Source organism: Microbacterium sp. MYb54, assembly GCF_002979515.1.
In the GTDB taxonomy this organism is placed as follows: domain Bacteria; phylum Actinomycetota; class Actinomycetes; order Actinomycetales; family Microbacteriaceae; genus Microbacterium.
This window is the reverse complement of the sequence record NZ_PCPA01000004.1, coordinates 36,961-58,999: the sequence shown is the minus strand read 5'-3', so window position 1 is coordinate 58,999 and position 22,039 is coordinate 36,961. Positions and strand designations below refer to the sequence as shown.

Here is a 22,039-nt window from a genome sequence, read left to right as displayed (position 1 = left end):
CGGCGTCGGGGCCCTGTCGCCGGGAGGTGATGGCGCTACGGAGCGGAGTCGACGATGGAGACGGAGAACGTCATCCGGATGTCAGGCACGGTCTGAGGGACCATCTCCCGTGGTCCCGCATCGACGCGATCCGAACGCAACGAGTACTCGGTGGCCCACCCCGTCGCGGTGTCGATGGAGATCGTGTCGGTCCGGTGGTCCATGTGCTCATACACCATCCGGTACGTGACCACCCCGTCGGCCTTCGAGGTCCCGACCCCGGCGAGGTCGAGTGCCTTCAGTACGGACTGGCGGAGATCCGCGGGCGCGAGATTCGATCGCAGCACGTTGATGAGGGTGTCGACTGCAGCCTCATTCGATTGCTCAGGGGTCTGCTCGTAGCCACGCATGTACGTGCGCGCGAAATCGAGAAGCGCCTGCGGGTCCCGCGGGAACGCGGCGGCCCACTCCACCGAGCCGAGCAGCGGAGAGACGCCGACTTCGATCCCTCCGAAGCTGCGCCACTCGTGCGCTCCCGACGTGGGCGGCAGGAGGCTATCCCATACAGCCACGCCATCCGGACCCGGATTCTCCGGGAAGTAGGCGACGCGTTCCTGGGAACCGTACCGACCGGACCACTCGGTCGTCCGATCAGCGGGCGCATACACCTCGCTCACCTCGCGAACCGTTAGCGCCGAGACCGGCTGCACCCCGCTCAACCCGGACTCGCCCCAGGCCGTGTAGATAGACCGGTCGTCCCGGTAGGTGAGAGACTCCGTCGTGTTCACGATTCGGAGATACTGCCCCGCCTGCGGGGTCGTGCCCGGGAACGGTTCTGTGACCGTGGTCCCCGAGGTGGGAGTGGGCTGCGGTGTCGGCGACGTCTGCGGCGTCGGTCGGACGCTCTCCCGCGGGATCGCCTCGACGCTCGGGGCCGGCGCCGTCGGCTGACTGATCACCACGACACCGGCCGTCACCGCGGCCACTCCGGCCACTGCCCCGGCGATCATGAACATCGGACGCCGGGCGATCCGCTTCCGCTCCGCACTCCGCCCCTCGTCGATCCCGGTGAGAAGCCGCGCTCTCGCCGCGGTGATCCGCTCCTCTGGCAGGCCAGCCCCCCGGTTGACCTCACGCACGCGCTCGAAAACGTCCATCGACCTCTCCTTCCTTCTCGTTCAAGACTCGATTCCGGCTGTTCGCACGGCCCGGGTTCAACCGGGTCCGCACGCGGTTGATGCGCGATCGGACGGTCCCCACAGGGACGCCGAGGGCAATGGCGATCTCCTCATAGGTGAGATCTCCCCAGGCGTAGAGCAGCAGGGTCTCGCGATCCTTCGCAGAGAGCGACGCGATCATCGGAGCCAGCTCCCGAGTGGAGATCTCGGCATCGAGTCGGGCGACCGTCACGTCGAGGTCACCATGTGAGATGTGCTCTTCTCTGGCGGCTGACGCCGCGCTCGATCGCAGATGCTTGGCCTCTCGAGCCCGATGTTTCTTGATCAACCGGGACGCGATCCCGTACAACCACGGAAGCGCCGAGTCCCAGGCCGTGTCGAACGACTTCCGCCGTGCGAACGCGACCAGGAACGTCTCACTGAGGATGTCCTCGCCCGCATCGGCACCGAGACGGCGGGCGGCGTAGCCGCCCAGAGTCCTGGCATGCCGATCGAACAGTTCGGCGAAGGCTCGGGGTTGCCCGAGCGAGCGCTGAATGATCTCGCTGTCTGTGCTCACACTATGTATTGCCCCAGAACGCGAGGACGGTTCGAAACTCGTCACGGCAGCGAATCTACGACACTCATTGCTATGTATTGGCCGTGCGCCGTCGAACGGTTCACGCCTTCTTCGTCGACTTCTGCGATGCCCCCAGATCGAGCCGCATCAACACCCGAGGGAACCCATCCAGGACAGACCCGGTGTCTGCCGCCTTCACGAAGCCCGCGCTCTCGAACAACGACCGCGTTCCGACGTACGCCATCGTCAGGTTGACCTTCTCACCGCCGTTGTCGACCGGGTACCCCTCCACGGCCGGAGCCCCTCGTTCCTTCGCATAGGCCACAGCTCCGTCTATCAGCGCATGCGAGATGCCCTGCTTCCGATAGCCCGGGCGCACGCGGAAGCACCACAGCGACCACACGTCGAGATCGTCGACCTGCGGGATCAGCCGGTTGCGGGCGAAGCTCGTATCGTTCCGCGGATGCACCGCCGCCCACCCGACCGGCTCACCGTCGAGATACGCGATCACGCCGGGCGGCGGATCTTCATGGCACAGCTCGCGCACGCGATCGGCACGGGCTGAGCCCGTCAGCGCCACATTCTCCTTGTTGCCGATCCGATAGCTCAGACAGAAGCACACGTTCGACGTCGGCTTCTTCGGTCCGACGAGCGTCGCGACGTCGTCGAATTCGATCGCAGGGCGAACCTCGATGGTCATGCGCTCAGTGTCGCGCACAACACCGACACCCGGTCGGCGAAACACGGATCAGTCGCCGCGCAACACGTCCAACGCGTGACGGAAGTCTTCGGGATACGGAGACTCGAACTGCATCCAGTCTCCCGTCGCCGGGTGGGCGAACGCCAGCTTGTGCGCGTGCAGCCACTGTCGGGAGAGCCCGAGCCGGGCCGACATCGTCGGATCAGCGCCGTAGAGCGGATCGCCGACGCACGGATGCCGGTGCGCCGCCATGTGCACACGGATCTGGTGCGTACGGCCGGTCTCGAGGTGGATCTCCAGCAGTGACGCGCCAGGAAATGCCTCGAGCGTTTCGTAGTGCGTGACCGAAGGCTTCCCGTCCGGGACCACCGCGAACTTCCAGGAATGGTTCGGATGACGCCCGATCGGCGCCTCGATCGTTCCCGCAAGCGGGTCAGGATGCCCCTGAACCACCGCGTGATAGATCTTCTCGACGGTACGATCCTTGAACGCCTGCTTCAGGACCGTGTACGCGTGCTCGGACTTGGCGACGACCATGAGTCCACTGGTACCCACATCGAGTCGATGCACGACTCCCTGGCGCTCCGGGGCACCACTGGTCGCGACACGGAAGCCCGCTGCCGCGAGGGCACCGACTACCGTCGGTCCCTCCCAACCGATCGAGGGGTGCGCGGCGACACCGGTCGGCTTGTCGACCACAACGATGTCGTCGTCGTCGTACACGATGCCGAGCTCCGGCACCGCGATCGGGATGATCCTCGGCGCCTCTTTGGGCTGCCATTCGACGTCGAGCCAGCCGCCGCCGCGCAGGCGGTCGGATTTGTCGAGCGTCACGCCGTCGAGTCGCACTCCCCCGGCCGCGGCGACATCAGCGGCGAACGTGCGGGAGAACCCCATCAGCTTCGCCAGCGCCGCGTCGACGCGCGTGCCGTCCAAACCGTCGGGAACCGGCAGCGATCGGGACTCCACCGTCAACGACCTTCCGATGCGGGAGTCGCATCCTCCGAAGGCGCGTCGTCGTCTTTCGGGCGGACGGTGGTGGAGTCATCGGCATCCACTGCATCGTCGTCGGTCTCAGTCGCTGAGACGGCGGCCGCAGCCGCTGCTTCCGCTTCTTCTTCGGTCTCGACCACGGCGTGATCGCGCTCGCGTGTGCCATCGAAGCGGAGGCCGAAGACAACCAGGAGTGCGACCGAGATCATCCCCGTCACGATGAAGATGTCGGCCACGTTGAAGATCGCCGGCATCATCCACGGCATCGAGATCATGTCGACGACGTGACCAACCGGGAAGCCGGGTTCGCGGAAGAGGCGGTCGCTGAGATTGCCGAGCACCCCACCCAGCAGACAGCCGAGGACGACCGCCCAGAGCCGCGACTTGATGCCGAAAGCCTTCCAGACGATCACACAGGCGACGATCGCGAGTGCGATCGTGAAGATCCAGGTGACCTCGGAGCCGAGGGAGAACGCGGCACCGGGGTTACGGACGTAGTACAGCTGAAGGAACTCACCCAGGACCGGAACCGGCTCCTGGTACGGGAGGTTCTCGACCGTGAGGTACTTCACAAACTGATCGGCGGCCAGCACGAGCGCTGCGAGAATCGCAACGATCGCACCGGCCGCCGACCGACGAAGGGAACGGCGTCCTGACAAGAGGGCGCCTTACAGACCGATCGCGGAAACGGGGGTGGAATCCGTGGACGTCGACTTCTCGTCGAGTTCACGGAGCTGGCCCTCGATGTAGCCGCGCAGCTGCGAGCGGTAGTCGCGCTCGAAATTGCGGAGCTCGGTGATCCGGGCCTCGAGCGTGTTGCGCTCGCGCTCCAGACGTGCGGACTCTTCGCGCTGCTTGGCCTCGGCCTCGGTGCGGATACGAGCGACCTCGGTCTCGGCCTCGGCGATGAGCGCGTTGCGCTTGGCCTCACCCTCGGCGACGTGCTCGTCGTGCAGACGCTGTGCGAGCTCGATGATGCCGGCGGTTGCGGTCGCGGAACCGGTCGGAGCGGGCTCCGCAGGAACCTCGGCGACGGGGGCGGGAACCGGAGCCTCGACGGCGGCGGGAGCGGCGGCTTCAGGAGCAGCACCGGACTCGTACGCGGCCAGCTTGGCCTTCAGCTCGACGTTCTCCTCGAGAGCCTTGCGCCACTCGATGACGATCTCGTCGAGGAAGTCGTCCACCTCGTCCGGGTCGAAGCCGTCCTTGAAGCGGACGTGCTGGAACTGCTTGGTGACGACGTCATCCGGGGTAAGTGCCATGGGTGGCTCCTCTTTCGATGAGTTCGATTGCCAGTATCGATGTATGGCGTGGTCGTGATGTGGCGCGAACCCGGGGCGCGCACCTGGGTGCCAGCATAGTCCCCGCGCATTGGCGTCGCGATGTCACGACACCCAGAGTCAGCGAAGTCGTTGCCGTGGTCACAGGAGACACGCCGGGATTTCAGCGGATGAAAATCCCTACGACGTTCATCAGGATCAGAACGATCAGCAGAGTGAGCGTGAACCCGAAGTCGAGGGAGAGGGATCCGATCCGCAGCGGCGGGATGATCCGTCGGAAGAAGCGGATGGGCGGATCGGTGAGCGTGTAGACGGCCTCAGCGGCGACCAGGCCGAATCCTTTCGGACGCCACTCCCGATTGAACATCGGAATGTAATCCAGGATCAGGCGCGCGAAAAGCACGAACACGTACAGCAGCAGCACCAGGTGGACGATGCTCGCGGCGACAGAGACCAGCTGCACGGGCTACGACTGGTCGAAGCCCGCAGACTCAGCGTCTGCGTGTGCGATGCCCCCGTGACCCGAGACGGCGATGTTCTCCGGCGAGAGCAGGAACACCTTCGATGTCACTCGCTCGATCCGGCCGTAGAGGCCGAGAGAGAGTCCACTCGCGAAGTCGATGAGCCGACGCGCGTCGGCATCGCTCATCTGGGAGAGGTTGATGATGACCGGGATGCCCTCGCGGAAGCTCTCCGCGATCAGCTGCGCATCACGGTACTGCTTCGGGTGGACGGTGAGAATCTCGTTCACGGCTCCTGCAGACGGCTGGCGGACGGCGACGGGGCGTCGCAACGGCGTGACGGGGGCCGGTGCCGGCTCCTCACGATCACGGTCGCGATCACGTTCACGGTGAGCGCGGGCAGGCGCCTGCGTCTCCTCCTCGTAGACCTCTTCTTCGTCGGCGAGGCCGAGATACACCATGGTCTTCTTCAGCGGGTTACCCATCGTGTCCTCCGGTTCGAACGTTCGGGCTGGTCTTTTCACAGGTTAACCCCGGTCGGGCCGGGGCCCGGTGATTGCGGAGCCGATCCGAAGGTGTGTCGCGCCGGCAGCGATCGCCTCGACGAAGTCTCCGGTCATCCCGGCAGAGATCCAGGACGCGGAAGGCTCCACGGCGAGGATGCTGTCGGCAACCTCGCGCAGACGGGCGAAAGCAGAGGCGGGCTCCTCATCGAGTGGTGCGACGGCCATGACCCCGCGGAGCCGCAGCGACGGCAGGGTGAGGACGTGCTCAGCGAGGGCGACAGCCTCGGCGGGCGCGACTCCCCCACGACCCGCATCATCGGTGAGGTTGATCTGCACGAGCACGTCGAGCAGATCGTCGCCGTCAGCCGCCCGGTGCAGAGCATCGGCGAATCGTCCGCGATCGACCGAGTGCACGACGTCCGCGCTTCTCCGGATCGCTGCCGCCTTGTTGGTCTGCCCCTGACCGATGAAATGCCAGCGCAGGCCGAGGTCGGTGAGCTCTGATTCCTTCGCGGACAGCTCCTGCTGACGGTTCTCCCCGACATCCTGCACGCCGAGACCGTGCAGGTCGCGCACGAGCGACGCCGGGTGGAACTTGGTCACCACGATCCTGGTGATCTCCCCCGGATCCCGCCGCGCTGCCCGCGCGCCATCGGCGATGCGTTCATCGATCGCCGACAGCCGCGCAGCCAGAGCCGAAGGCACCTGGGCGTCGACCCGGAAGGTCACTTCAGGAATTCGGGGATGTCGATGTCATCGTCGACGAAAGCCGGCTCGATGCTGGTGGCAGGAACACGCTGCTGCACGGGCTCGGGCTGCACCTTCTCGCTCGCCGTCTCCGCTTCCTCCGCGAGGGCGACCTCGGGGAGGGACGCCGTGGAGGGGCGCGTGACGACCATCGGGTCCAGGCGCAGGGAGGGTCCTCCGCCGTCGAAGCCGGCGGCGATCACGGTCACGCGCACCTCGTCGCCCAGCGTGTCGTCGATGACGGTACCGAAGATGATGTTCGCCTCGGGGTGCGCCGCTTCCTTCACGAGATCAGCGGCATCGTGGATCTCGAAGATGCCGAGGTTCGAGCCACCCTGGATCGACAGCAGTACGCCGTGCGCGCCCTCGATGCTCGCCTCGAGGAGCGGGGACTCCACTGCCAGCTCTGCCGCTTTGATCGCACGGTCGGCGCCGCGCGCGGAGCCGATGCCCATGAGCGCGGAACCCGCGCCCTGCATGACCGACTTGACGTCGGCGAAGTCGAGGTTGATGAGACCGGGGGTCGTGATGAGATCGGTGATGCCCTGCACACCGGCGAGAAGCACCTGGTCAGCAGTCGCGAACGCCTCGATCATCGAGATTCCGCGGTCGCTGATCTCGAGCAGTCGGTCGTTCGGCACCACGATGAGGGTGTCGACTTCTTCCTTGAGCTTGGAGACGCCCGCCTCCGCCTGGCTCTGGCGACGACGACCCTCGAACGAGAACGGCTTGGTGACGACACCGATGGTGAGGGCGCCGATCGACTTCGCGATGCGCGCGACCACGGGAGCGCCTCCGGTACCGGTTCCGCCGCCTTCACCTGCGGTCACGAATACCATGTCGGCACCGGTCAGGGCCTGCTCGATCTCCTCGGCGTGGTCCTCCGCAGCGCGACGGCCGACCTCCGGATCCGCTCCGGCCCCGAGTCCACGCGTGAGCTCACGGCCGACGTCGAGCTTCACATCGGCGTCGCTCATGAGCAGCGCCTGCGCGTCGGTGTTCACGGCGATGAACTCGACTCCACGGAGACCGAGATCGATCATGCGGTTCACGGCGTTGACGCCGCCACCGCCGACGCCGACGACCTTGATCACGGCGAGGTAGTTCTGGTTCTGGCTCATGGCCGGCCTCCGATTATTCGAGCCTTGAAGTGGGCGAACCTTAAACCTCAACTAGAGGTGTAAAGTATTTCCCGGTATTGCGTTCTCTTTGATCGAAGGTAAGCGCCGCCCGGCCGCGCACGCGCGAAGACACGGGCGTGTCGCGCCATTCCCCCGCGAAAGCTGTCAGCCGGCGACGGCCACGTCGGGAGACGTGACGTCGATGGTCTCGGCACCCGGGTTCGCGATCATCGTCGCGGAGAGGGCAGCGGCCTTGAGAACGGATTCCTCGGCACTGCCCCAGACGACCGTGAGTCCGCTGCTGAGGGTGAGCGTCACATCATCCGCCGTGGTCGCGCGCACCCCGGTGAGCCCGGCTCGGACGTCGGCCGGCAGCGACCGCACCACGAGACCTGCGCTGCGGAACGCCTCCGAGTCCACGCCACCTTCGACGTCGATCACCGGCTGCCCCGCTGGCTGATCGGAGGTGGTGGAGAGAGCGACGCCCGCAGCATCCACCAGTGTGTAGCCCGCCTCCGAACGGATGACGCCCACAGGGGTGCGCTCCACGATGCGCACTGTCAGATCGTGCGGCGGTCGAGCTTCGAGCGCATAGGTCTCGATGAGGGGGAAGGCAAGCAGCGCAGCTTTCACGCGGCTCGAGTCCACGAGAGCCAGCGGGGTGCCGAGCTGATCGCTGAGGGCACCCTCGATCGCGGCGGGGTCGAGGCTCGTCGCACCGGCGACGGTGATCTTCTGGACCGCGAACAGAGGACTGTACGCCGCGGCGATGCTGCCCCCGATGAGCAGAAGGGCAGCGCCGATGCTGCTCAACCAGATGATCCGCCGACGGCGGGATCGCTGCGTGAACCGGCGGATCTCCGCACGAAGCGCCTTCCGTCTGGCGCGGGCTGCTCGCCAGACGTCCCTGGTCGATGTCGGCTGTGGGTCATCCGCTGAATGGTCCCCCGGTGACTCTCCCGGCGTCGGGTCGTCAGGCGAGGAGGCATCTTCCCCGGCTCCGGCATCGCGTCTGCGCTGGCGGGACTTCCCCGCCGCGGCGGCATCCTTCTCCCCCGGGCGCTCCGGGGTGATCGGAGGCGGTGCGGGCCGGCGCATCGGCTATGCCTCGTCGGTCCGACGCAGCGAATCCAAGACCTGCGGGATGATCTGGTAGACGTTGCCGCATCCGAGGGTGACGACGAAGTCACCGTCACGTGCGACGGTCGCGGTGTAATCCGCGGCCGACTGCCAGTCCGCGACATAGTGCACGTGCGATGGGTCGCGGAACGCGCCGCTCACGAGCTCTCCGGTGACGCCGGGCACGGGATCTTCCCGAGCTCCGTACACATCGAGCATCACGGTGTGATCCGCGAACTCCTCGAGGACGTCGGCGAACTCCTGGTACATGTGCTGCGTACGGGAGTAGGTGTGGGGCTGCTGGATCGCGATGATCCGTCCCGAGCCTGCGATGCTTCGCATGGCCTCCAGAGCGGCTCGCACCTCCGTGGGGTGGTGGGAGTAGTCGTCGTACACCGTGACACCGCGCTCGACGCCGTGCTGTTCCAGACGGCGTACGGTGCCGGCGAAGCCTTCGACGGCGCGAACGGCGTCGCCGAGGGGGTAGCCGAGTGCCCGCAGCACCGTGACGGCCCCTGCCGCGTTGATGGCGTTATGCACCCCGGGAACGGCGAGCTGCATCCGTGCCTGTTCGTCGCCGTGCGTCAGCGTCGCAGCGACGGGCCCCGCGGCGAGGATGTCGGTGACCCGCACGTCCGCTCCCTCAGCCTGACCGAAGGTCAGCACGTTCGGGTGCGAGAGACCGGCTCCGACTCGCAGCGCCCCTGCGTCGTCGCTGGAGATCACCACGGCCTCTGTCGCGGCGTCCGCGAACTGCACGAACGCCTGGTGGAAGGCTTCATCCGATCCGTAGTGATCGAGGTGGTCGGGGTCGACGTTCGTGATCAGCGCGACCGCAGTGTCGTACAGCAGGAAGGTTCCATCGGATTCGTCGGCCTCGATGACGAACAGATCGCCTGAACCCGTCGCGCTCGAGGTGCCGAGCTGCTCGATCACCCCACCGTTGACGAAGTGTGGATCAGCGCCGAGTCCGCGCAGCGCGGTGACGATCATGCCCGTCGAAGTGGTCTTTCCGTGCGCGCCTGCGACCGAGACCAGTCGACGGGAGCCGATCAGCCAGTGCAGCGCCTGAGAACGGTGGATCACATGGAGCCCCCGGTCCTTCGCGGTCACGAACTCGGGATTCTCCGGCCAGATCGCTCCGGTGTGCACGACCGTGTCTGCATCGCCGAGGTAGGCCGCATCGTGGCCGACATGGACTGTCGCCCCCGCTGCGGCCAGTGCACGCAGGTTGTCGCTGTCGGCGCGGTCGCTGCCGGAGACGCGGATGCCTGCGTCGAGGAACATCTTCGCGAGACCGCTCATGCCGGAACCACCGACGCCGATGAAGTGCGCAGAGGTGATCGTCTCGGGAATGGGGAGGGAGAGGTCGGGTCTGATCATGTCCGCTTCAGTCTACTTTTCTTCCGTCTCGTCGACCGCGTCAGGCGGCGACGAGTGCGCGGTCGATGAGGGTGATGACGTTCTCGGTGCCGCTGCGCGTCCCGGCGGTCTCGGCTGCTGCGGCCATCCGTGTGAGGCGTGCGCGGTCGCCCAGCAGGGGGACCACGATGCGGCGCACAGCGTCGCCGTCGAAGGTGGCGTCGTCGAGGAGCTCGGCCGCTCCCGCAGCGACTGCCGATGCGGCGTTCAGCCGCTGCTCGCCGTTTCCCACCGAGTACGGCACATAAAGCGCAGGGATCCCGAGGGCGCTGATCTCGCTCACGGTCGCCGCCCCCGAGCGGGACACGATCAGATCGGCCAGGGCGAAGGCCAGATCCATGCGGTCGACATAGCGATGCAGCGAATAGCCGGCGACACCGGGGTCGGGGAGGTCGCTGCGTTCGCCCGTCACGTGCAGAAGCTGCCATCCGGCGTCCAAGACGTCCCGCCAGGCATCGGCGAAGGCGTCGTTGAGACGCTGCGCACCGAGGGAGCCGCCGAAGACGAGCAGGACCGGGCGGTCAGCGTCGAGGCCGAAGTACTCGGCCGCCTCGGCACGCGACGCCGCGCGGTCGAGGGCGATCACTTCCTGGCGCAAGGGCATGCCGACCACCTCGCCGCCGCGAAGCGGGGTGCCCTCGAAGGCGACGCCCACTGCGGCTGCACGGCGTGCACCGAGAACATTCGCCAGTCCCGGCTTGGCGTTGGCCTCGTGCACCACGAACGGAACACCCTCACGCCGGGCGGCGACGTAGGCCGGCGCAGAGGCGTATCCCCCGAAGCCGACGACCACGTCGATGTCGTGCCGACGGATGTGCTCGCGTACCTGGGCGATAGCACGACGGAATCGCCCGGGGAAGGACATCGCCTGTCTGTTCGGACGCCGAGGGAACGGCACCTTGTCGACGATCAGGAGTTCGTAGCCGCGCGCGGGGACGAGACGGGACTCCAGCCCCTCGGCCGTCCCGAGCACGAGCACGGAAGCTTCGACATCACGCGCGCGGAGGCCGTCCGCGACGGCGAGCAGGGGGTTCACATGGCCGGCGGTGCCACCGCCGGCGAGGAGATACGAGGTCACTTGGCGACCCTACCTCGCTCGGCCGGCTGCTTCTCGACCACAGGAATCGTGCGCGCGAAGGCGAGGAGCACGCCGCACGCTATGAGCACGGCGAGCAGCGCGGTGCCGCCCTGGGACATGAACGGAAGCGGGACGCCCATCACGGGGAAGAGACCGATGACGACGCCGACGTTCATCACGGCCTGACCGACGATCCAGACGGTGATGCCGCCGGCCGCGACCCGGATGAAGGGATCCGGCGTCTTGCGGATGATGTGGAACGCGCCGATCGTGAAGAACGTGAACAGGGCGAGCACCACGATGCACCCGATCAGGCCGAGCTCCTCACCGACGATCGCGAAGATGAAGTCGTTGCCTGCCGCGGGGAGCCAGCCGTACTTCTCCTGCGAGTTGCCGAGTCCGAGCCCGAAGATGCCACCGGTGGCCATCCCCCAGATCCCGTGGATCGACTGGTAGCAGTCGGTGTAGTACAACGCCATGTTGTCGCAGGTCGCCGTGATGCGCCGCATCCGGTCCTCGCTCGAGAGTGCGTAGGCGAGCACCGCGACGACACCGAGGATCAGCGGGATGATGAACAGGCGGAGCTTGACCCCGGAGAAGAAGAGGCAGCCGAGAAGGATGAGCACCAGCACCATCGCGGTGCCGAGGTCTTTTCCGGCGAGCACGGTGCCGATCGCGAGCGCACCGACCGGGATCACGGGGATGAACACGTGATGCCAGGTGCCGAGCATCGTGCGCTTGCGCAACAGGACCGCAGCGATCCAGAGCGCGAGCGCGAGCTTGAGGAACTCGGAGGGCTGCAGGGTGAAGCCTGCGATCTTCACCCAGTTCCGGTTTCCGCCGTCTTCGATCCCCAACGGCGTGAACACGAGCATCTGCAGGGCGACGGCGCCGAACAGCGCCGGCCACGCCATCTTCTTGAGGAAGTCGACGGGCAGACGGCTGATCAGGAACATCAGCGGGATGCCGAGGAGCGCGAACACCCCCTGGCGGAGTACACCGTCCATGGGGTTCACACCCTTGGCGACGGCGGTCGCGCTGGTGGCGGAGAGCACCATGACGAGGCCGAAGAGAGTGAGCAGCAGAGCGGTCGACGCGATGAGTAGAAACTCGGTCGACACCGGGGTGAACCGGCGTCCCAGCGAGACCCTGGCCGCGAGGCCGCCCGACTCAGAGCGCGGAGGGCGGGATACCTGTGTCATCGGCGCTCCCCCGGTCGATCCACTCCCGCACCGCCTCGGCGAAGCGATGGCCGCGATCCGCGTAGCTGGAGAACTGGTCGAAGGATGCCGCCGCCGGAGCCAGCAGAACTGTGCCCTCGTCGTCGACGATCCCCGCGGCGATCTCCACGACACGGTTCATGACCTGTCCAGTCTCGCCAGCATCCACCTCGAACACCGGCACCCCGGGCGCGTGTCGCTGGAATGCCGTGACGACAGTGGCGCGCTCGACGCCGATCACGACGGCCGCACGCGCGGTGGCACCGACGTCCGCGACGAGGTCTGCGATGTCGACGCCCTTCAGATCGCCCCCGACGACCCACACGGCGCCGGGATACGCCCGCAGCGAGGACGCGGCAGCATGCGGGTTCGTCGCCTTGGAGTCGTCTACCCAGGTGATGCCCCGATGCCGTGCGATGACCTGGATGCGATGTTCACCGAGGCGGAACGACTGCAGCGCCGCATGGATCGCTTCCGGCTCGACACCGAGAGAGCGCGCCAGGGCGCTGGCGGCGAGGATGTTCTGCACGATGTGGGGAGCGGCGAGTCCTGCGGCATCGAGGTCGGCGACGGTCGTCAGTTCGAGGGCGCTGCGCGCACGGTCGTCGAGGAAGGCCCGATCGACGATCAGCCCCTCCACCACGCCGATGTCGCTGGGACCGGGGATGCCGAGATCGAAGCCGATCGCACGGGCACCCTCGACCACGTCCGCCTCCTCGACCATCCGCCGGGTGGCCTCGTCGGCCTTGTTGTAGACGCACGCGACGCGGGTGTTCCGATACACCACTGCCTTCGCGTCGCGATAGGCCTCGGCGCTTCCGTGCCAGACGAGGTGGTCGTCCGCGAGGTTGAGGCACACGGAGGCGTAGGGGAAGAGCTCTCCCTCGGATCGGGACTGCCCGAGGTACCAGAGCTGATGGCTCGAGAGCTCGACGACGAGGACGTCGAAGCCTGCGGGGTCGCGCACGGCATCGAGAACCGGTACCCCGATGTTGCCGCACGGTGCTGCACGCAGTCCGCCCTCGACGAGCAGCGTCGCCGTCAGCTGGGTCGTCGTGGTCTTGCCATTGGTGCCGGTGATGAGCACCCAGTCAGCCGGCGTCCCGTCGGTGCGGACGACCTTGTCACGAACGCGCCAGGCGAGTTCGACGTCGCCCCAGATCGCGACATCCGAGTCCTGCGCCCAGCGGATGAGCGGATGCGACGGAGGGAACCCCGGAGAGGCGATAACCACCTCGGGGGCGAAGTCGATGAGAGCGGCCGGCACCTCGGTGAGCGAGCCCAGCTCGAGCCGGGCACCGATCACAGGGAGGAGTCGCTCGTACTCCTCTTCGGCCGATTCGCTGAGCACCAAGACGTCGGCGCCGAGCTCAGCCAAGGTGTCAGCCACCGAGAAACCCGTCATGGAGAGACCGAGCACGGCGACGCGCAGGCCGCTCCAATCAGCGTTCCAGCTCGTGAGTCCGGCGAGTCGATCAGTCGACACGGGTGAGCCATTCGACATAGAAGAGCCCGACGGCCGAGACCGCGAGCAGGCCCGCGATGATCCACATCCGCACGACGATCGTGACCTCGGACCATCCGCGCATCTCGAGGTGATGGTGGAACGGGCTCATCAGGAACAGCCGCTTGCCGCGGGTGATCTTGAAGTAAGCGCGCTGCAGGATGACCGAGCCGGAGGACAGGACGAAGACGCCTGCCATCACGAGAAGCAGGAGCTCGGTGCGGGTGAGGATCGCCATCGCCGTGATGACACCGCCGATCGCCATCGAACCGACGTCGCCCATGAAGACCTTGGCCTTCGGCGCGTTCCACCACAGGAAGCCGATGAGGGCCGCCGCGACCGAGGCGGCGATGATGGCGAGGTTAAACGGATCCCGCACTTCGTAGCACCCGCCGAGCGCGTCGGGATCACCGCCGATGCAGGGCTGCTTGAACTGCCAGAACGCGATCACGCTGTAAGCACCGACGACGATGACGCCGGCGCCGGCGGCGAGGCCGTCGAGCCCATCGGTCAGATTCACGCTGTTCGAGGTCGCGACACCGATGATCGAGATCCACACCAGGTACAGGATCCAGCCGAGGACGACGCCGAACGCGAAGAGGTTGAGCCAGGTGATGTCACGGAAAAGCGAGATGGAAGCGCTCGCGGGTGTCTGCCCCCACTTGTTCGGAGAGTTCAGCGCCACGATCCCGAACGGGATGATGACCAGCAGCTGGCCGATCACCTTGCGCCAACCGGACAACCCGAGGCTGCGCTGACTGCGCACCTTCATGTAGTCGTCGATGAATCCGACGGCACCGAAGCCGACCATCAGCCAGATCACCAGGAGGGCGGAGAGAGCAGGCACCTCGCCGCTCACGAACACTCCGGTGAAGTATCCGACGATGGAGCCGAGGATGAAGATGACGCCCCCCATCGTGGGGGTACCCCGCTTCGCCTCATGGCTCGGGTTGTGCACGGATTCCGGGGTGCGGATGACCTGCCCCCAGCCCCACTTCCGGAAGAGCCGGAGGAAGACGGGAGTCAGGAACAGGGTGAAAGCGAGCGAGATCGCCGCCGACATGATGAGTGACCTCACGAGAACAATTCTCCCAGACGATCGCCGAGATGCCGCAGGCCCACGGAATTGGATGACTTCACGAGCACGCGGTCGCCGTCGCGGAGTTCGGTGCGAAGAAACTCGAACGCCGCATCCTGGTCAGGCAGATGCACGGCCTCACTGTCCCAGGAGCCCTCGCCGACCGCCGCGAGATAGAGCCGCCTCGCCTCGGGGCCGACCACGACGATTCGCTGGATGTTGAGACGCACGGCGAGCAGCCCGATCCGATCGTGCTCCTCCCCTGCGCTCTCCCCGAGTTCGCTCATGGCGCCGAGGACCGCGACCGTGCGCTCCGTCGGTCCCGTGATCTGTGCGAGCGTACGCAGAGCAGCAGCCATCGAGTCCGGGCTGGCGTTGTAGGCGTCGTTGATGATTCGCACGCGATCGCTGCCCAAGGGCTGCATGCGCCACCGCTCGGCGATCTCGACCGTTTCCAGGCGCGCGACCGCGTCGGCGAGAGCGACACCGAGCACGAGCGCCGCGGCGATGGCCGCCAGCGCGTTGGACACGTGGTGCGCACCGAGCACGCGCAGTCGCAGGGGCAGCCGTTGTCCGGCCGCTTCGATGATGCACGACGTGCCGGAGGCCGATACCTCGATGTCGTGCGCACGAACGTCGGCCGTGGGGCCCTGGCCGAAGCCGACCGTGCTCAGTCCGCGAGAGTCCGCGATTTCGCGCATGGCCGCGACCCTGGGGTCATCGACGTTGAGCACTGCGGTTCCGGGCACCCGGGCTGCGTCGACGAGTTCGGCCTTCGCTTTCGCCGTCGCCTCGATCCCGCCGAATCCCCCGGCGTGCGCCATGCCGACCATCAGCACGACGGCGAGATCCGGCTCGACGAGGCCTGCGAGGTGAGCGATGCTCCCCGGCGCCGCGGCTCCGAACTCGCTCACGAGGAATCGGGTGCTCTCGGTGACGCGCAGCATGGTGACAGGAGCGCCGACCTCGTTGTTGAACGACTTCACGGGGGCGACGGTCTCGCCTTCGCCCTCGAGGATGCGCGCGAGGAAGTTCTTGGTGGTGGTCTTGCCATTCGATCCGGTGATGCCGACGATGCGGAGCGCGCCACCGGCACGGACGCGCGCGACGACCTCTCTGGCGAGTGCTCCGAGAGCTGCGACCGCGTCGGGCACGACGATCTGGGTGACGGCGACGTCGACAGGATGCTCGACGATCGCCAGCACGGCTCCCGCGGCAACGGCCGAGCCGACGAACCTGTGCCCGTCGGTCTCGGCTCCGGGCTTGGCCACGAAGATCGAGCCGGGACCCATCGTTCGCGAGTCGGTGTCGACGAGACCGTCGACAACGGTTTCGGTCGTATCTTCTCCGGCCACGCGCAGATCACCGCCGACTGCGGCAGTGATCTCAGCGAGCGTCAGGGCGATCATGTCATCTCCATGCGCGGCTCTCGCCGACTATCCGAACTTGGGGAGGAGCTCGTCCATCGGGACAGAGGACGGCATCACGCGATAGGTTTTCATCACCTGCGTCATCGCCTTCTGGAAGGCGGATGCGGTGGCCGCGGACGATACAACCTTAGTCGGCTCATCGAGGGTCACCACGACCACGTACTGCGGATCGTCGACCGGCGCGAACCCGACCATGCTGGTGTAGTACACCCCCGCCTTGTAGCCGCCGTTGCCGTCGGAGACCTGCGCCGTACCGGTCTTGCTGGTCACCCGGTAGCCGGGAACCTGGATGCGTTCGGCGTTGCCACCCTGCACGGCCACGTTCTCCAGCATCCGGGTGAGGTCGGCGGCCGTCTGCTCCTTGATGATCTGCTCGCGCTTCGGGTCGGCCGGGGTCGTGACGGTGCCGTCGGCGCCCGTGCACGACTCGACGAGTGAGAGGTCGATCTTCTCCCCGCCGTTCGCGATCGCCTGGTAGGCGCCGGCGAGCTGTGCAGCCGTGACCGTGAAGTACTGCCCGAACGTCGTCGTGTAGAGGGACTGGTTGTCCCAGTCGCTGACCGGGTGCAGGATGCCCCCGACCTCGGAGGGGAAGTCGAGCGTCTTCTCGCCGACGCCGAACCTCTCCAGGTAGTCGTAGCGCACCTCGGGGCTCACCATGGTGCCGAACTTCGACAGCGCCACGTTCGAGGAATCGATGAGTCCGCCGGCGAGGGTGTAGTTGTACGCAGGATGGCTGAAAGCGTCGTTGACGACAGCGCCGTTCGGGAACTTCTCCCGGGAGGCAGCGCTGACGGTGCTGAGCGGGGTCAGCCCCCCTCCTTCGATCGCCGCAGCCGCAGTGATCGCCTTGAAGGTCGATCCGGGCTCGAAGTCGTGGTGGAAGATCTGGCTGGCTCTGGTCGCGGGGGTCGACGCATCGAGATTGTTCGGATCCAGTGCCGGCCACTCGGCCGCCGCGCGGATCTTCCCGGTCTTCACCTCGACGACGGTGACGGTGCCGCCCTTGGCACCCTGCGTCTGCGCCTCTTCGGCGATCATCTGCTGCAGGTACCAGTTCAGGTCGCTGTTGATGGTCAGCTGCACGGAACCGCCGTTCACGGCATCGACCGTCTGCTCGCTCCCGGGGATCACGACCCCATCCTTGCCCTTGCGATAGGTCTCCTCGCCGTCGATGGGGGCCAAGCATGAGTTGTCCAGCTGCTCCACGCCCGCCTGCGCCTTACCCGAGTTGTCGAGGAACCCCAGGACGTTGCCGGCAACCGCTCCGTTCGGGTACACCCGTGTCTCGCGCGCCGGCATGCTCAGGTACGAGGAGATGCCCAGCGCCCTGAGCTTCATGAACTGGTCGGTGTTGAGACCGCGCTTCAGCTCCACGTACTGGCTGTTCGGGTTCTCCGCGAGTGCGTTCGACACCAGCGCTCGCACTTCATCTCCGGTCTGCCCGGTGACGGCCGCGATCTTGTCGGAGGCCTCGGCCCACGGCAGCTTCGGGTCCTTCTCCTCGACCAGCATGATCACCTGCGGGCTGAGCTGCGCGTCGTAGACCAACACGCTGGAGGCCAGGACAGTGCCGCCGGAGTCGACGATCGATCCACGCTGTCCGGGGATGGATGAGCTCGCGCCGAGGTGCTCGAGCGATTCGGAGACGTGCTCGTCTGCGCTCACGACCTGGATGTCGACCAGTCGCACGACGAAGGCGGCCAGCACGGAAAGGATGACCGCGAGTGCGACGACGGTGCGTCGCCGCGGTCCGCGGGTTGCTCGGGTCGTCATGGGATCTCTCCGTCGATCGTCGGTGTCAGTGCGTGGCGGGGCTGGGGAGGCCGTCGGTGATCGACGGCGGGAGGTCTTGCGTCGGCGCCTCTGTCGTCCCCTCGTCGGTCTCCGCAGGCAGGGGCGGGGGCGGCTCGACGATGAGTGAGTTGCTCACTGCGCCGACGCCCTCGGGGTTCACTGTCGAGGTCCAGTCGGCACCTGCGCCGGTGCCGAATACGGCTCCGTCACTGAGACGCAGATACGACGGCGAGCCGGCGACGACCATTCCGAGTCCGGCGGCGTTGTTGGCGAGCACCTGCGGCGAACTCAGACCGGTGAGCTCCTCCTGGAGGGCATGGGCCTTGAGGTTCAGCTCACGCTGTTGCGACGAGAGGCTCGCGAGTGTGAACGAGTCCTGAGTGGTCGCGAGCGACAGAGCGATCTGTGCGGCGCCGATCGCGAGGGCACCGCCGAGAGCGACCAGCGCGTAGGCGAGCTTCGGCTTGCGGCGCACCGCAGGACGCGTGACGGGCTGCAGCTTCCGCTGCGGCTTCTTCTCCGGTACGACCGGCTGCACCGGCTTGCGGACTACGGCGTTCAGGCTCATGCGCTCTCCCGCAGCTTCTCGGCGGCGCGCAGGCGCACCGGGATCGCCCGCGGGTTGCGCGCGCGTTCTTCGTCGTCGGCGAGCTCAGCACCCTTGGTCAGGATGCGGAACCGCGGAGCGTGTTCGGGGAGCTCCACCGGAAGCCCCGCCGGTGCGGTCGAGGCGGATGCAGCGGCGAAAGCCTGCTTCACGAGGCGGTCTTCGAGCGACTGGTACGACATGACGACGATGCGGCCTCCGACACCGAGCGCATCCATGGCCGACGGGATCGCATCTGCGAGCACGTTGAGTTCCGTGTTCACCTCGATGCGCAAAGCCTGGAACACGCGCTTGGCAGGGTGGCCTGCGCGCTGGGCTGCGGCGGGTGTCGCGGCGATCAGGATCTCGACGAGCTCACCGGAACGCGTGATCGGCTGCTTCTGGCGTGCCGCGATGATGAAGCGCGCATAGCGTCCTGCGAGCTTCTCCTCGCCGTAGCGCTCGAAGATGCGGCGGAGGTTGCCCTCGCTGTACGTGGCGATCACATCGGCCGCAGTGACGCCCTTCGTCTGGTCCATCCGCATGTCGAGCGGAGCATCCTTCGAGTAGGCGAAGCCACGCTCGGCCTCGTCGAGCTGCAGCGAGGAGACCCCGAGGTCGAAGAGGATGCCCGAGGCACCCTGCGCATGAAGGCCGATCTCGTCGTACACCGTGTGCACGAGCGTTACCCGGTCACGGAAGCGAGCGAGCCGCTCCCCTGCGATGCGAAGCGCATCGGTGTCGCGGTCGAGTCCGATCAGGCGGATGTTCGGGAAGCGTGCAAGCAGCGCCTCGGAGTGCCCGCCCATGCCGAGAGTGGCATCGACGAGCACCGCTCCGTCCGCCTGGAGGGCGGGAGCGAGCAGTTCGACGCAGCGGTCGAGCAGTACTGGGGTGTGGATGTCTCGGAGGTTCATGATCTTTCTCGGGGTGACCTTCGGCTCTGATCCCCCTCCGCTTCGCGACCCGGCACCGGGGAAGTGTGTCGGGGCGGGAGCGGCGGGGCATCACAGCCGTGGTCAGAAGAGGCCCGGAATCACCTCCTGCTCGAGGTCGGAGTAGGTCTCCTCACCGGCGGCGAGGTAGGCGTTCCAGCTCTCGGCATCCCAGATCTCGGCGTGGGCGCCGACTCCGGTGACGATGAGTTCCTTCTGCAGCCCCGCGTACTGACGCAGGTGCACGGGGATGGTGATGCGGTTCTGGCTGTCTGGCATCTCCGCACTCGCACCGGAGAGGAACAGACGCATGAAGTCACGCGCCTGCTTGTTGGCGAGCGGCGCCTGGCGGATCCGCTCGTGCATGGCCTCGAACTCAGCCGTGCTGAACACGTAGAGGCATCGCTCCTGGCCTCGGGTGACGACGATGCCGCCGCCGAGGTCTTCGCGGAACTTCGCAGGAAGGATGACCCGTCCTTTGTCGTCCAGCTTCGGTGAATGCGTACCCAGCAACATCGGCCATCACCCCCTCTGCGTCCGGCCAACTCGAGGTGCGCCCCACTTTACTCCACTTTCCTCCACATACCTACGACCAATCCACGCAATGGCAGCGTTGCGCCCGTCGGGCGCACCAAAAAACCGCGGAAACTCGCGGTGGAGGAAGGTGGAGCACCGGTGGAGGAACGCCGGCCGCTCAGAAGCGGGCCGACCGGATCCGGAAGTTAACGGCAGAAGCCCGGATGCTCAGCATCCGGGCTTCTGTCGTGAAGTGTGTGGAGAGGGTCAGTGACCGTCCTGGCGGCGGTCCCACCGGTCGTTCATGCGATCCATGAACGAGGCGGACTCGTGCTTCTTGGGAGCCGATCGCTCGCGCGGCTCGGCTGCAGTCGTGCGTCGCACAGGAGTGACTGCGACCATGACACCGGCGAGCATCGCCGCGAATCCGACGACTCCGACGACGACGCCCCACACGCCGCCGAGGATGACTCCGGCGATCAGACCGCCGACCCCGGCGAGCAGAAGGAGCGCACCGTAGACGAGATTTCGGTAGCTCAGCGCGCGATCACCAGACGGCGCGGTCACGACATCGGCATCATTGTGGAGGAGATGGCGTTCCATCTCGTCGAGCAGACGCTGCTCCTGTTCGGAGAGTGGCATTTCGTCCCCCTCGGGTATTGTGCCTTCTATCTTACGCGCGCTGAGGCTTCCTCGGCTAGCAGTTCGGCCTTGCCTTGCTTTACGTATGCTGGGAGTCGTGCCGTCCTCCTCCCCTGTCCCCGATGCCGTCGCCGCACACCTCGCCCGTTTCCTCTGGAAGATGCGCGAAGAAGCATCGGAATACGGTCCGGATGCGCAGGCATTCCTCGATGCCGCCGACGGCACGTTCGCGGGAGGCAAGCGGCTGCGTGCGCGGTTCTGCCACGCCGGCTGGCGTGCTGTCGCTCGATTCGGCGATCGCGACGCGACGGAGACTGATGCATTGTGGGATCTCTGCACTGCGCTCGAGATCTTCCAGTCGGCCGCGCTCGTCCACGACGATCTGATCGACAATTCCGACACGCGTCGCGGCCGCCCCGCAGCGCACCGGGCCCTGGAGGCATCTCATCGCCAGGAGGGATGGTCCGGGGATGCAGAGGCCTTCGGTCGCGCGTCGGCCATCCTCCTCGGCGATCTTCTCGTCGCGTGGAGCGACGATCTGCTGGAGTCGGCACTCGAGGGACAACCGCACGCCCGCGTCGTGCGCTCCGAATACGCCAGGATGCGGCGAGACGTGACCACAGGGCAGTTCCTCGACATCGCTGAAGAATCAGCCTGGAGTGTGAACGATGCAACCCTCCACGCCGAACGGGCCCTGCGCGTGGCATCGCTCAAGTCCGCCAGATACAGCATCGAGCAGCCGCTGGTCCTCGGCGGAGCATTCTGCGGCGCCGATTCCGATCAGATGTCGGCGCTGCGCGACTTCGGCCATCCGATCGGCATGGCCTTCCAACTGCGCGACGACGTGCTCGGCGTGTTCGGTGACGCATCCGTCACCGGAAAGCCCGCCGGGGATGATCTTCGAGAGGGCAAGCGCACAGTGCTGATCGCGCTCACGAGACAGAGCCTTGACGCCTCTGCGAGGAATCTCCTGGACGAGATGCTCGGCGACCCGGAACTGACACCGCAGCAGGTGTCGCTCCTGCAGGCGACGATCACGGGATCCGGAGCGCTGGATCAGGTTGAGGCGATGATCGCCGGCTATGCGCGAGAAGCCGATCGGGCATTGACTGGCGCGCGGCTCGACAACGCCGCGGTCGGCGAGCTGCGAGACCTCGCGCGCGCAGCCACAGTGCGTTCGGCCTGAGC

23 protein-coding genes are annotated in these 22,039 nt (G+C 66.7%); 1 reads left to right on the top strand and 22 read right to left on the bottom strand.

The features are described from left to right. Positions 1–35: 35 nt before the first annotated feature. From CQ040_RS05845 to CQ040_RS05740, 22 genes are all read right to left on the bottom strand, one after another. Entirely contained in the window at positions 36–1,136 is a 1,101-nt protein-coding gene (locus CQ040_RS05845; RefSeq protein ID WP_105525726.1) for a hypothetical protein, read from the bottom strand. Beyond that, positions 1,111–1,716 carry an RNA polymerase sigma factor gene (locus tag CQ040_RS05840; RefSeq protein ID WP_105525725.1) on the bottom strand — a complete coding sequence of 202 codons (606 nt, stop codon included), beginning with the start codon at positions 1,714–1,716 and terminating at the stop codon, positions 1,111–1,113. Before CQ040_RS05840 ends, CQ040_RS05845 begins: the two co-directional genes overlap by 26 nt. 100 nt (positions 1,717–1,816) lie before the next feature. Then, positions 1,817–2,416 carry a GNAT family N-acetyltransferase gene (locus CQ040_RS05835; protein WP_105525724.1) on the bottom strand — a complete coding sequence of 200 codons (600 nt, stop codon included), beginning with the start codon at positions 2,414–2,416 and terminating at the stop codon, positions 1,817–1,819. 48 nt (positions 2,417–2,464) lie between these two features. Further along, positions 2,465–3,385, bottom strand: a complete 921-nt coding sequence (locus tag CQ040_RS05830) for an RluA family pseudouridine synthase (protein ID WP_105525723.1) — start codon at positions 3,383–3,385, stop codon at positions 2,465–2,467. Positions 3,386–3,387: 2 nt separating this feature from the next. After that, a complete protein-coding gene (gene lspA / locus CQ040_RS05825; protein ID WP_258132750.1) occupies positions 3,388–4,068 on the bottom strand; it encodes a signal peptidase II in 681 nt (226 codons plus the stop codon). 9 nt (positions 4,069–4,077) lie between these two features. Then, positions 4,078–4,671 (bottom strand): DivIVA domain-containing protein, encoded by a 594-nt coding sequence (locus CQ040_RS05820; protein WP_028501524.1) that lies wholly within the window; start codon positions 4,669–4,671, stop codon positions 4,078–4,080. Positions 4,672–4,852: 181 nt separating this feature from the next. After that, a complete protein-coding gene (locus CQ040_RS05815; RefSeq protein WP_105525722.1) occupies positions 4,853–5,152 on the bottom strand; it encodes a YggT family protein in 300 nt (99 codons plus the stop codon). 3 nt (positions 5,153–5,155) lie between these two features. Continuing rightward, positions 5,156–5,635, bottom strand: coding sequence for a cell division protein SepF (locus tag CQ040_RS05810; protein ID WP_028501522.1), 480 nt, complete (start codon positions 5,633–5,635; stop codon positions 5,156–5,158). A gap of 42 nt (positions 5,636–5,677) precedes the next feature. Beyond that, positions 5,678–6,385 carry a YggS family pyridoxal phosphate-dependent enzyme gene (locus tag CQ040_RS05805; RefSeq protein WP_105525721.1) on the bottom strand — a complete coding sequence of 236 codons (708 nt, stop codon included), beginning with the start codon at positions 6,383–6,385 and terminating at the stop codon, positions 5,678–5,680. Next, on the bottom strand, positions 6,382–7,524 hold the full coding sequence (ftsZ, locus tag CQ040_RS05800; protein ID WP_105525720.1) for a cell division protein FtsZ: 1,143 nt from the start codon (positions 7,522–7,524) through the stop codon (positions 6,382–6,384). Before ftsZ ends, CQ040_RS05805 begins: the two co-directional genes overlap by 4 nt. Before the next feature lie 165 nt (positions 7,525–7,689). Next, positions 7,690–8,622 (bottom strand): FtsQ-type POTRA domain-containing protein, encoded by a 933-nt coding sequence (locus tag CQ040_RS05795; protein WP_105525719.1) that lies wholly within the window; start codon positions 8,620–8,622, stop codon positions 7,690–7,692. Between the two features lie 3 nt (positions 8,623–8,625). Beyond that, on the bottom strand, positions 8,626–10,026 hold the full coding sequence (murC, locus tag CQ040_RS05790; RefSeq protein ID WP_105525718.1) for a UDP-N-acetylmuramate--L-alanine ligase: 1,401 nt from the start codon (positions 10,024–10,026) through the stop codon (positions 8,626–8,628). Positions 10,027–10,066: 40 nt separating this feature from the next. After that, entirely contained in the window at positions 10,067–11,143 is a 1,077-nt protein-coding gene (locus CQ040_RS05785; protein ID WP_105525717.1) for a glycosyltransferase, read from the bottom strand. Then, complete coding sequence (gene ftsW, locus CQ040_RS05780; protein WP_105525716.1) at positions 11,140–12,345, bottom strand: putative lipid II flippase FtsW; 1,206 nt, start codon at positions 12,343–12,345, stop codon at positions 11,140–11,142. The genes CQ040_RS05785 and ftsW overlap by 4 nt, the downstream gene beginning before the upstream one ends. Then, a complete protein-coding gene (murD, locus tag CQ040_RS05775; RefSeq protein WP_105525715.1) occupies positions 12,314–13,867 on the bottom strand; it encodes a UDP-N-acetylmuramoyl-L-alanine--D-glutamate ligase in 1,554 nt (517 codons plus the stop codon). Before murD ends, ftsW begins: the two co-directional genes overlap by 32 nt. Then, on the bottom strand, positions 13,839–14,945 hold the full coding sequence (mraY, locus tag CQ040_RS05770; RefSeq protein ID WP_105525714.1) for a phospho-N-acetylmuramoyl-pentapeptide-transferase: 1,107 nt from the start codon (positions 14,943–14,945) through the stop codon (positions 13,839–13,841). Before mraY ends, murD begins: the two co-directional genes overlap by 29 nt. Then, positions 14,942–16,354: a UDP-N-acetylmuramoyl-tripeptide--D-alanyl-D-alanine ligase gene (gene murF / locus CQ040_RS05765; protein WP_105525713.1), complete on the bottom strand. Its 1,413-nt coding sequence runs from the start codon at positions 16,352–16,354 to the stop codon at positions 14,942–14,944. Before murF ends, mraY begins: the two co-directional genes overlap by 4 nt. 27 nt (positions 16,355–16,381) lie before the next feature. Then, positions 16,382–18,151: a penicillin-binding protein 2 gene (locus CQ040_RS05760; protein WP_105525712.1), complete on the bottom strand. Its 1,770-nt coding sequence runs from the start codon at positions 18,149–18,151 to the stop codon at positions 16,382–16,384. Positions 18,152–18,176: 25 nt separating this feature from the next. Further along, entirely contained in the window at positions 18,177–18,740 is a 564-nt protein-coding gene (locus tag CQ040_RS05755) for a hypothetical protein (protein WP_105525711.1), read from the bottom strand. Continuing rightward, positions 18,737–19,675: a 16S rRNA (cytosine(1402)-N(4))-methyltransferase RsmH gene (gene rsmH / locus CQ040_RS05750; protein ID WP_028501512.1), complete on the bottom strand. Its 939-nt coding sequence runs from the start codon at positions 19,673–19,675 to the stop codon at positions 18,737–18,739. The genes CQ040_RS05755 and rsmH overlap by 4 nt, the downstream gene beginning before the upstream one ends. 102 nt (positions 19,676–19,777) lie before the next feature. After that, entirely contained in the window at positions 19,778–20,209 is a 432-nt protein-coding gene (mraZ, locus tag CQ040_RS05745) for a division/cell wall cluster transcriptional repressor MraZ (protein ID WP_028501511.1), read from the bottom strand. A gap of 267 nt (positions 20,210–20,476) precedes the next feature. After that, a complete protein-coding gene (locus CQ040_RS05740) occupies positions 20,477–20,851 on the bottom strand; it encodes a DUF3040 domain-containing protein (protein ID WP_028501510.1) in 375 nt (124 codons plus the stop codon). A gap of 97 nt (positions 20,852–20,948) precedes the next feature. Between CQ040_RS05740 and CQ040_RS05735 the strand changes: the two genes are divergently transcribed. Beyond that, entirely contained in the window at positions 20,949–22,037 is a 1,089-nt protein-coding gene (locus tag CQ040_RS05735) for a polyprenyl synthetase family protein (protein ID WP_258131167.1), read from the top strand. Positions 22,038–22,039: the final 2 nt, after the last annotated feature.

What these genes read in the sequence shown, in the direction of transcription:
- CQ040_RS05820 (WP_028501524.1), bottom strand. Translation starts at nt 4,671, where the DNA reads ATGGCACTTACCCCGGATGACGTCGTCACCAAGCAGTTCCAGCACGTC.
- CQ040_RS05740 (WP_028501510.1), bottom strand. Translation starts at nt 20,851, where the DNA reads ATGCCACTCTCCGAACAGGAGCAGCGTCTGCTCGACGAGATGGAACGC.
- CQ040_RS05810 (WP_028501522.1), bottom strand. Translation starts at nt 5,635, where the DNA reads ATGGGTAACCCGCTGAAGAAGACCATGGTGTATCTCGGCCTCGCCGAC.
- mraZ (WP_028501511.1), bottom strand. Translation starts at nt 20,209, where the DNA reads ATGTTGCTGGGTACGCATTCACCGAAGCTGGACGACAAAGGACGGGTC.
- CQ040_RS05755 (WP_105525711.1), bottom strand. Translation starts at nt 18,740, where the DNA reads ATGAGCCTGAACGCCGTAGTCCGCAAGCCGGTGCAGCCGGTCGTACCG.
- murC (WP_105525718.1), bottom strand. Translation starts at nt 10,026, where the DNA reads ATGATCAGACCCGACCTCTCCCTCCCCATTCCCGAGACGATCACCTCT.
- murD (WP_105525715.1), bottom strand. Translation starts at nt 13,867, where the DNA reads ATGTCGAATGGCTCACCCGTGTCGACTGATCGACTCGCCGGACTCACG.
- rsmH (WP_028501512.1), bottom strand. Translation starts at nt 19,675, where the DNA reads ATGAACCTCCGAGACATCCACACCCCAGTACTGCTCGACCGCTGCGTC.
- CQ040_RS05845 (WP_105525726.1), bottom strand. Translation starts at nt 1,136, where the DNA reads ATGGACGTTTTCGAGCGCGTGCGTGAGGTCAACCGGGGGGCTGGCCTG.
- ftsZ (WP_105525720.1), bottom strand. Translation starts at nt 7,524, where the DNA reads ATGAGCCAGAACCAGAACTACCTCGCCGTGATCAAGGTCGTCGGCGTC.
- CQ040_RS05760 (WP_105525712.1), bottom strand. Translation starts at nt 18,151, where the DNA reads ATGACGACCCGAGCAACCCGCGGACCGCGGCGACGCACCGTCGTCGCA.
- CQ040_RS05795 (WP_105525719.1), bottom strand. Translation starts at nt 8,622, where the DNA reads ATGCGCCGGCCCGCACCGCCTCCGATCACCCCGGAGCGCCCGGGGGAG.
- murF (WP_105525713.1), bottom strand. Translation starts at nt 16,354, where the DNA reads ATGATCGCCCTGACGCTCGCTGAGATCACTGCCGCAGTCGGCGGTGAT.
- CQ040_RS05835 (WP_105525724.1), bottom strand. Translation starts at nt 2,416, where the DNA reads ATGACCATCGAGGTTCGCCCTGCGATCGAATTCGACGACGTCGCGACG.
- ftsW (WP_105525716.1), bottom strand. Translation starts at nt 12,345, where the DNA reads ATGACACAGGTATCCCGCCCTCCGCGCTCTGAGTCGGGCGGCCTCGCG.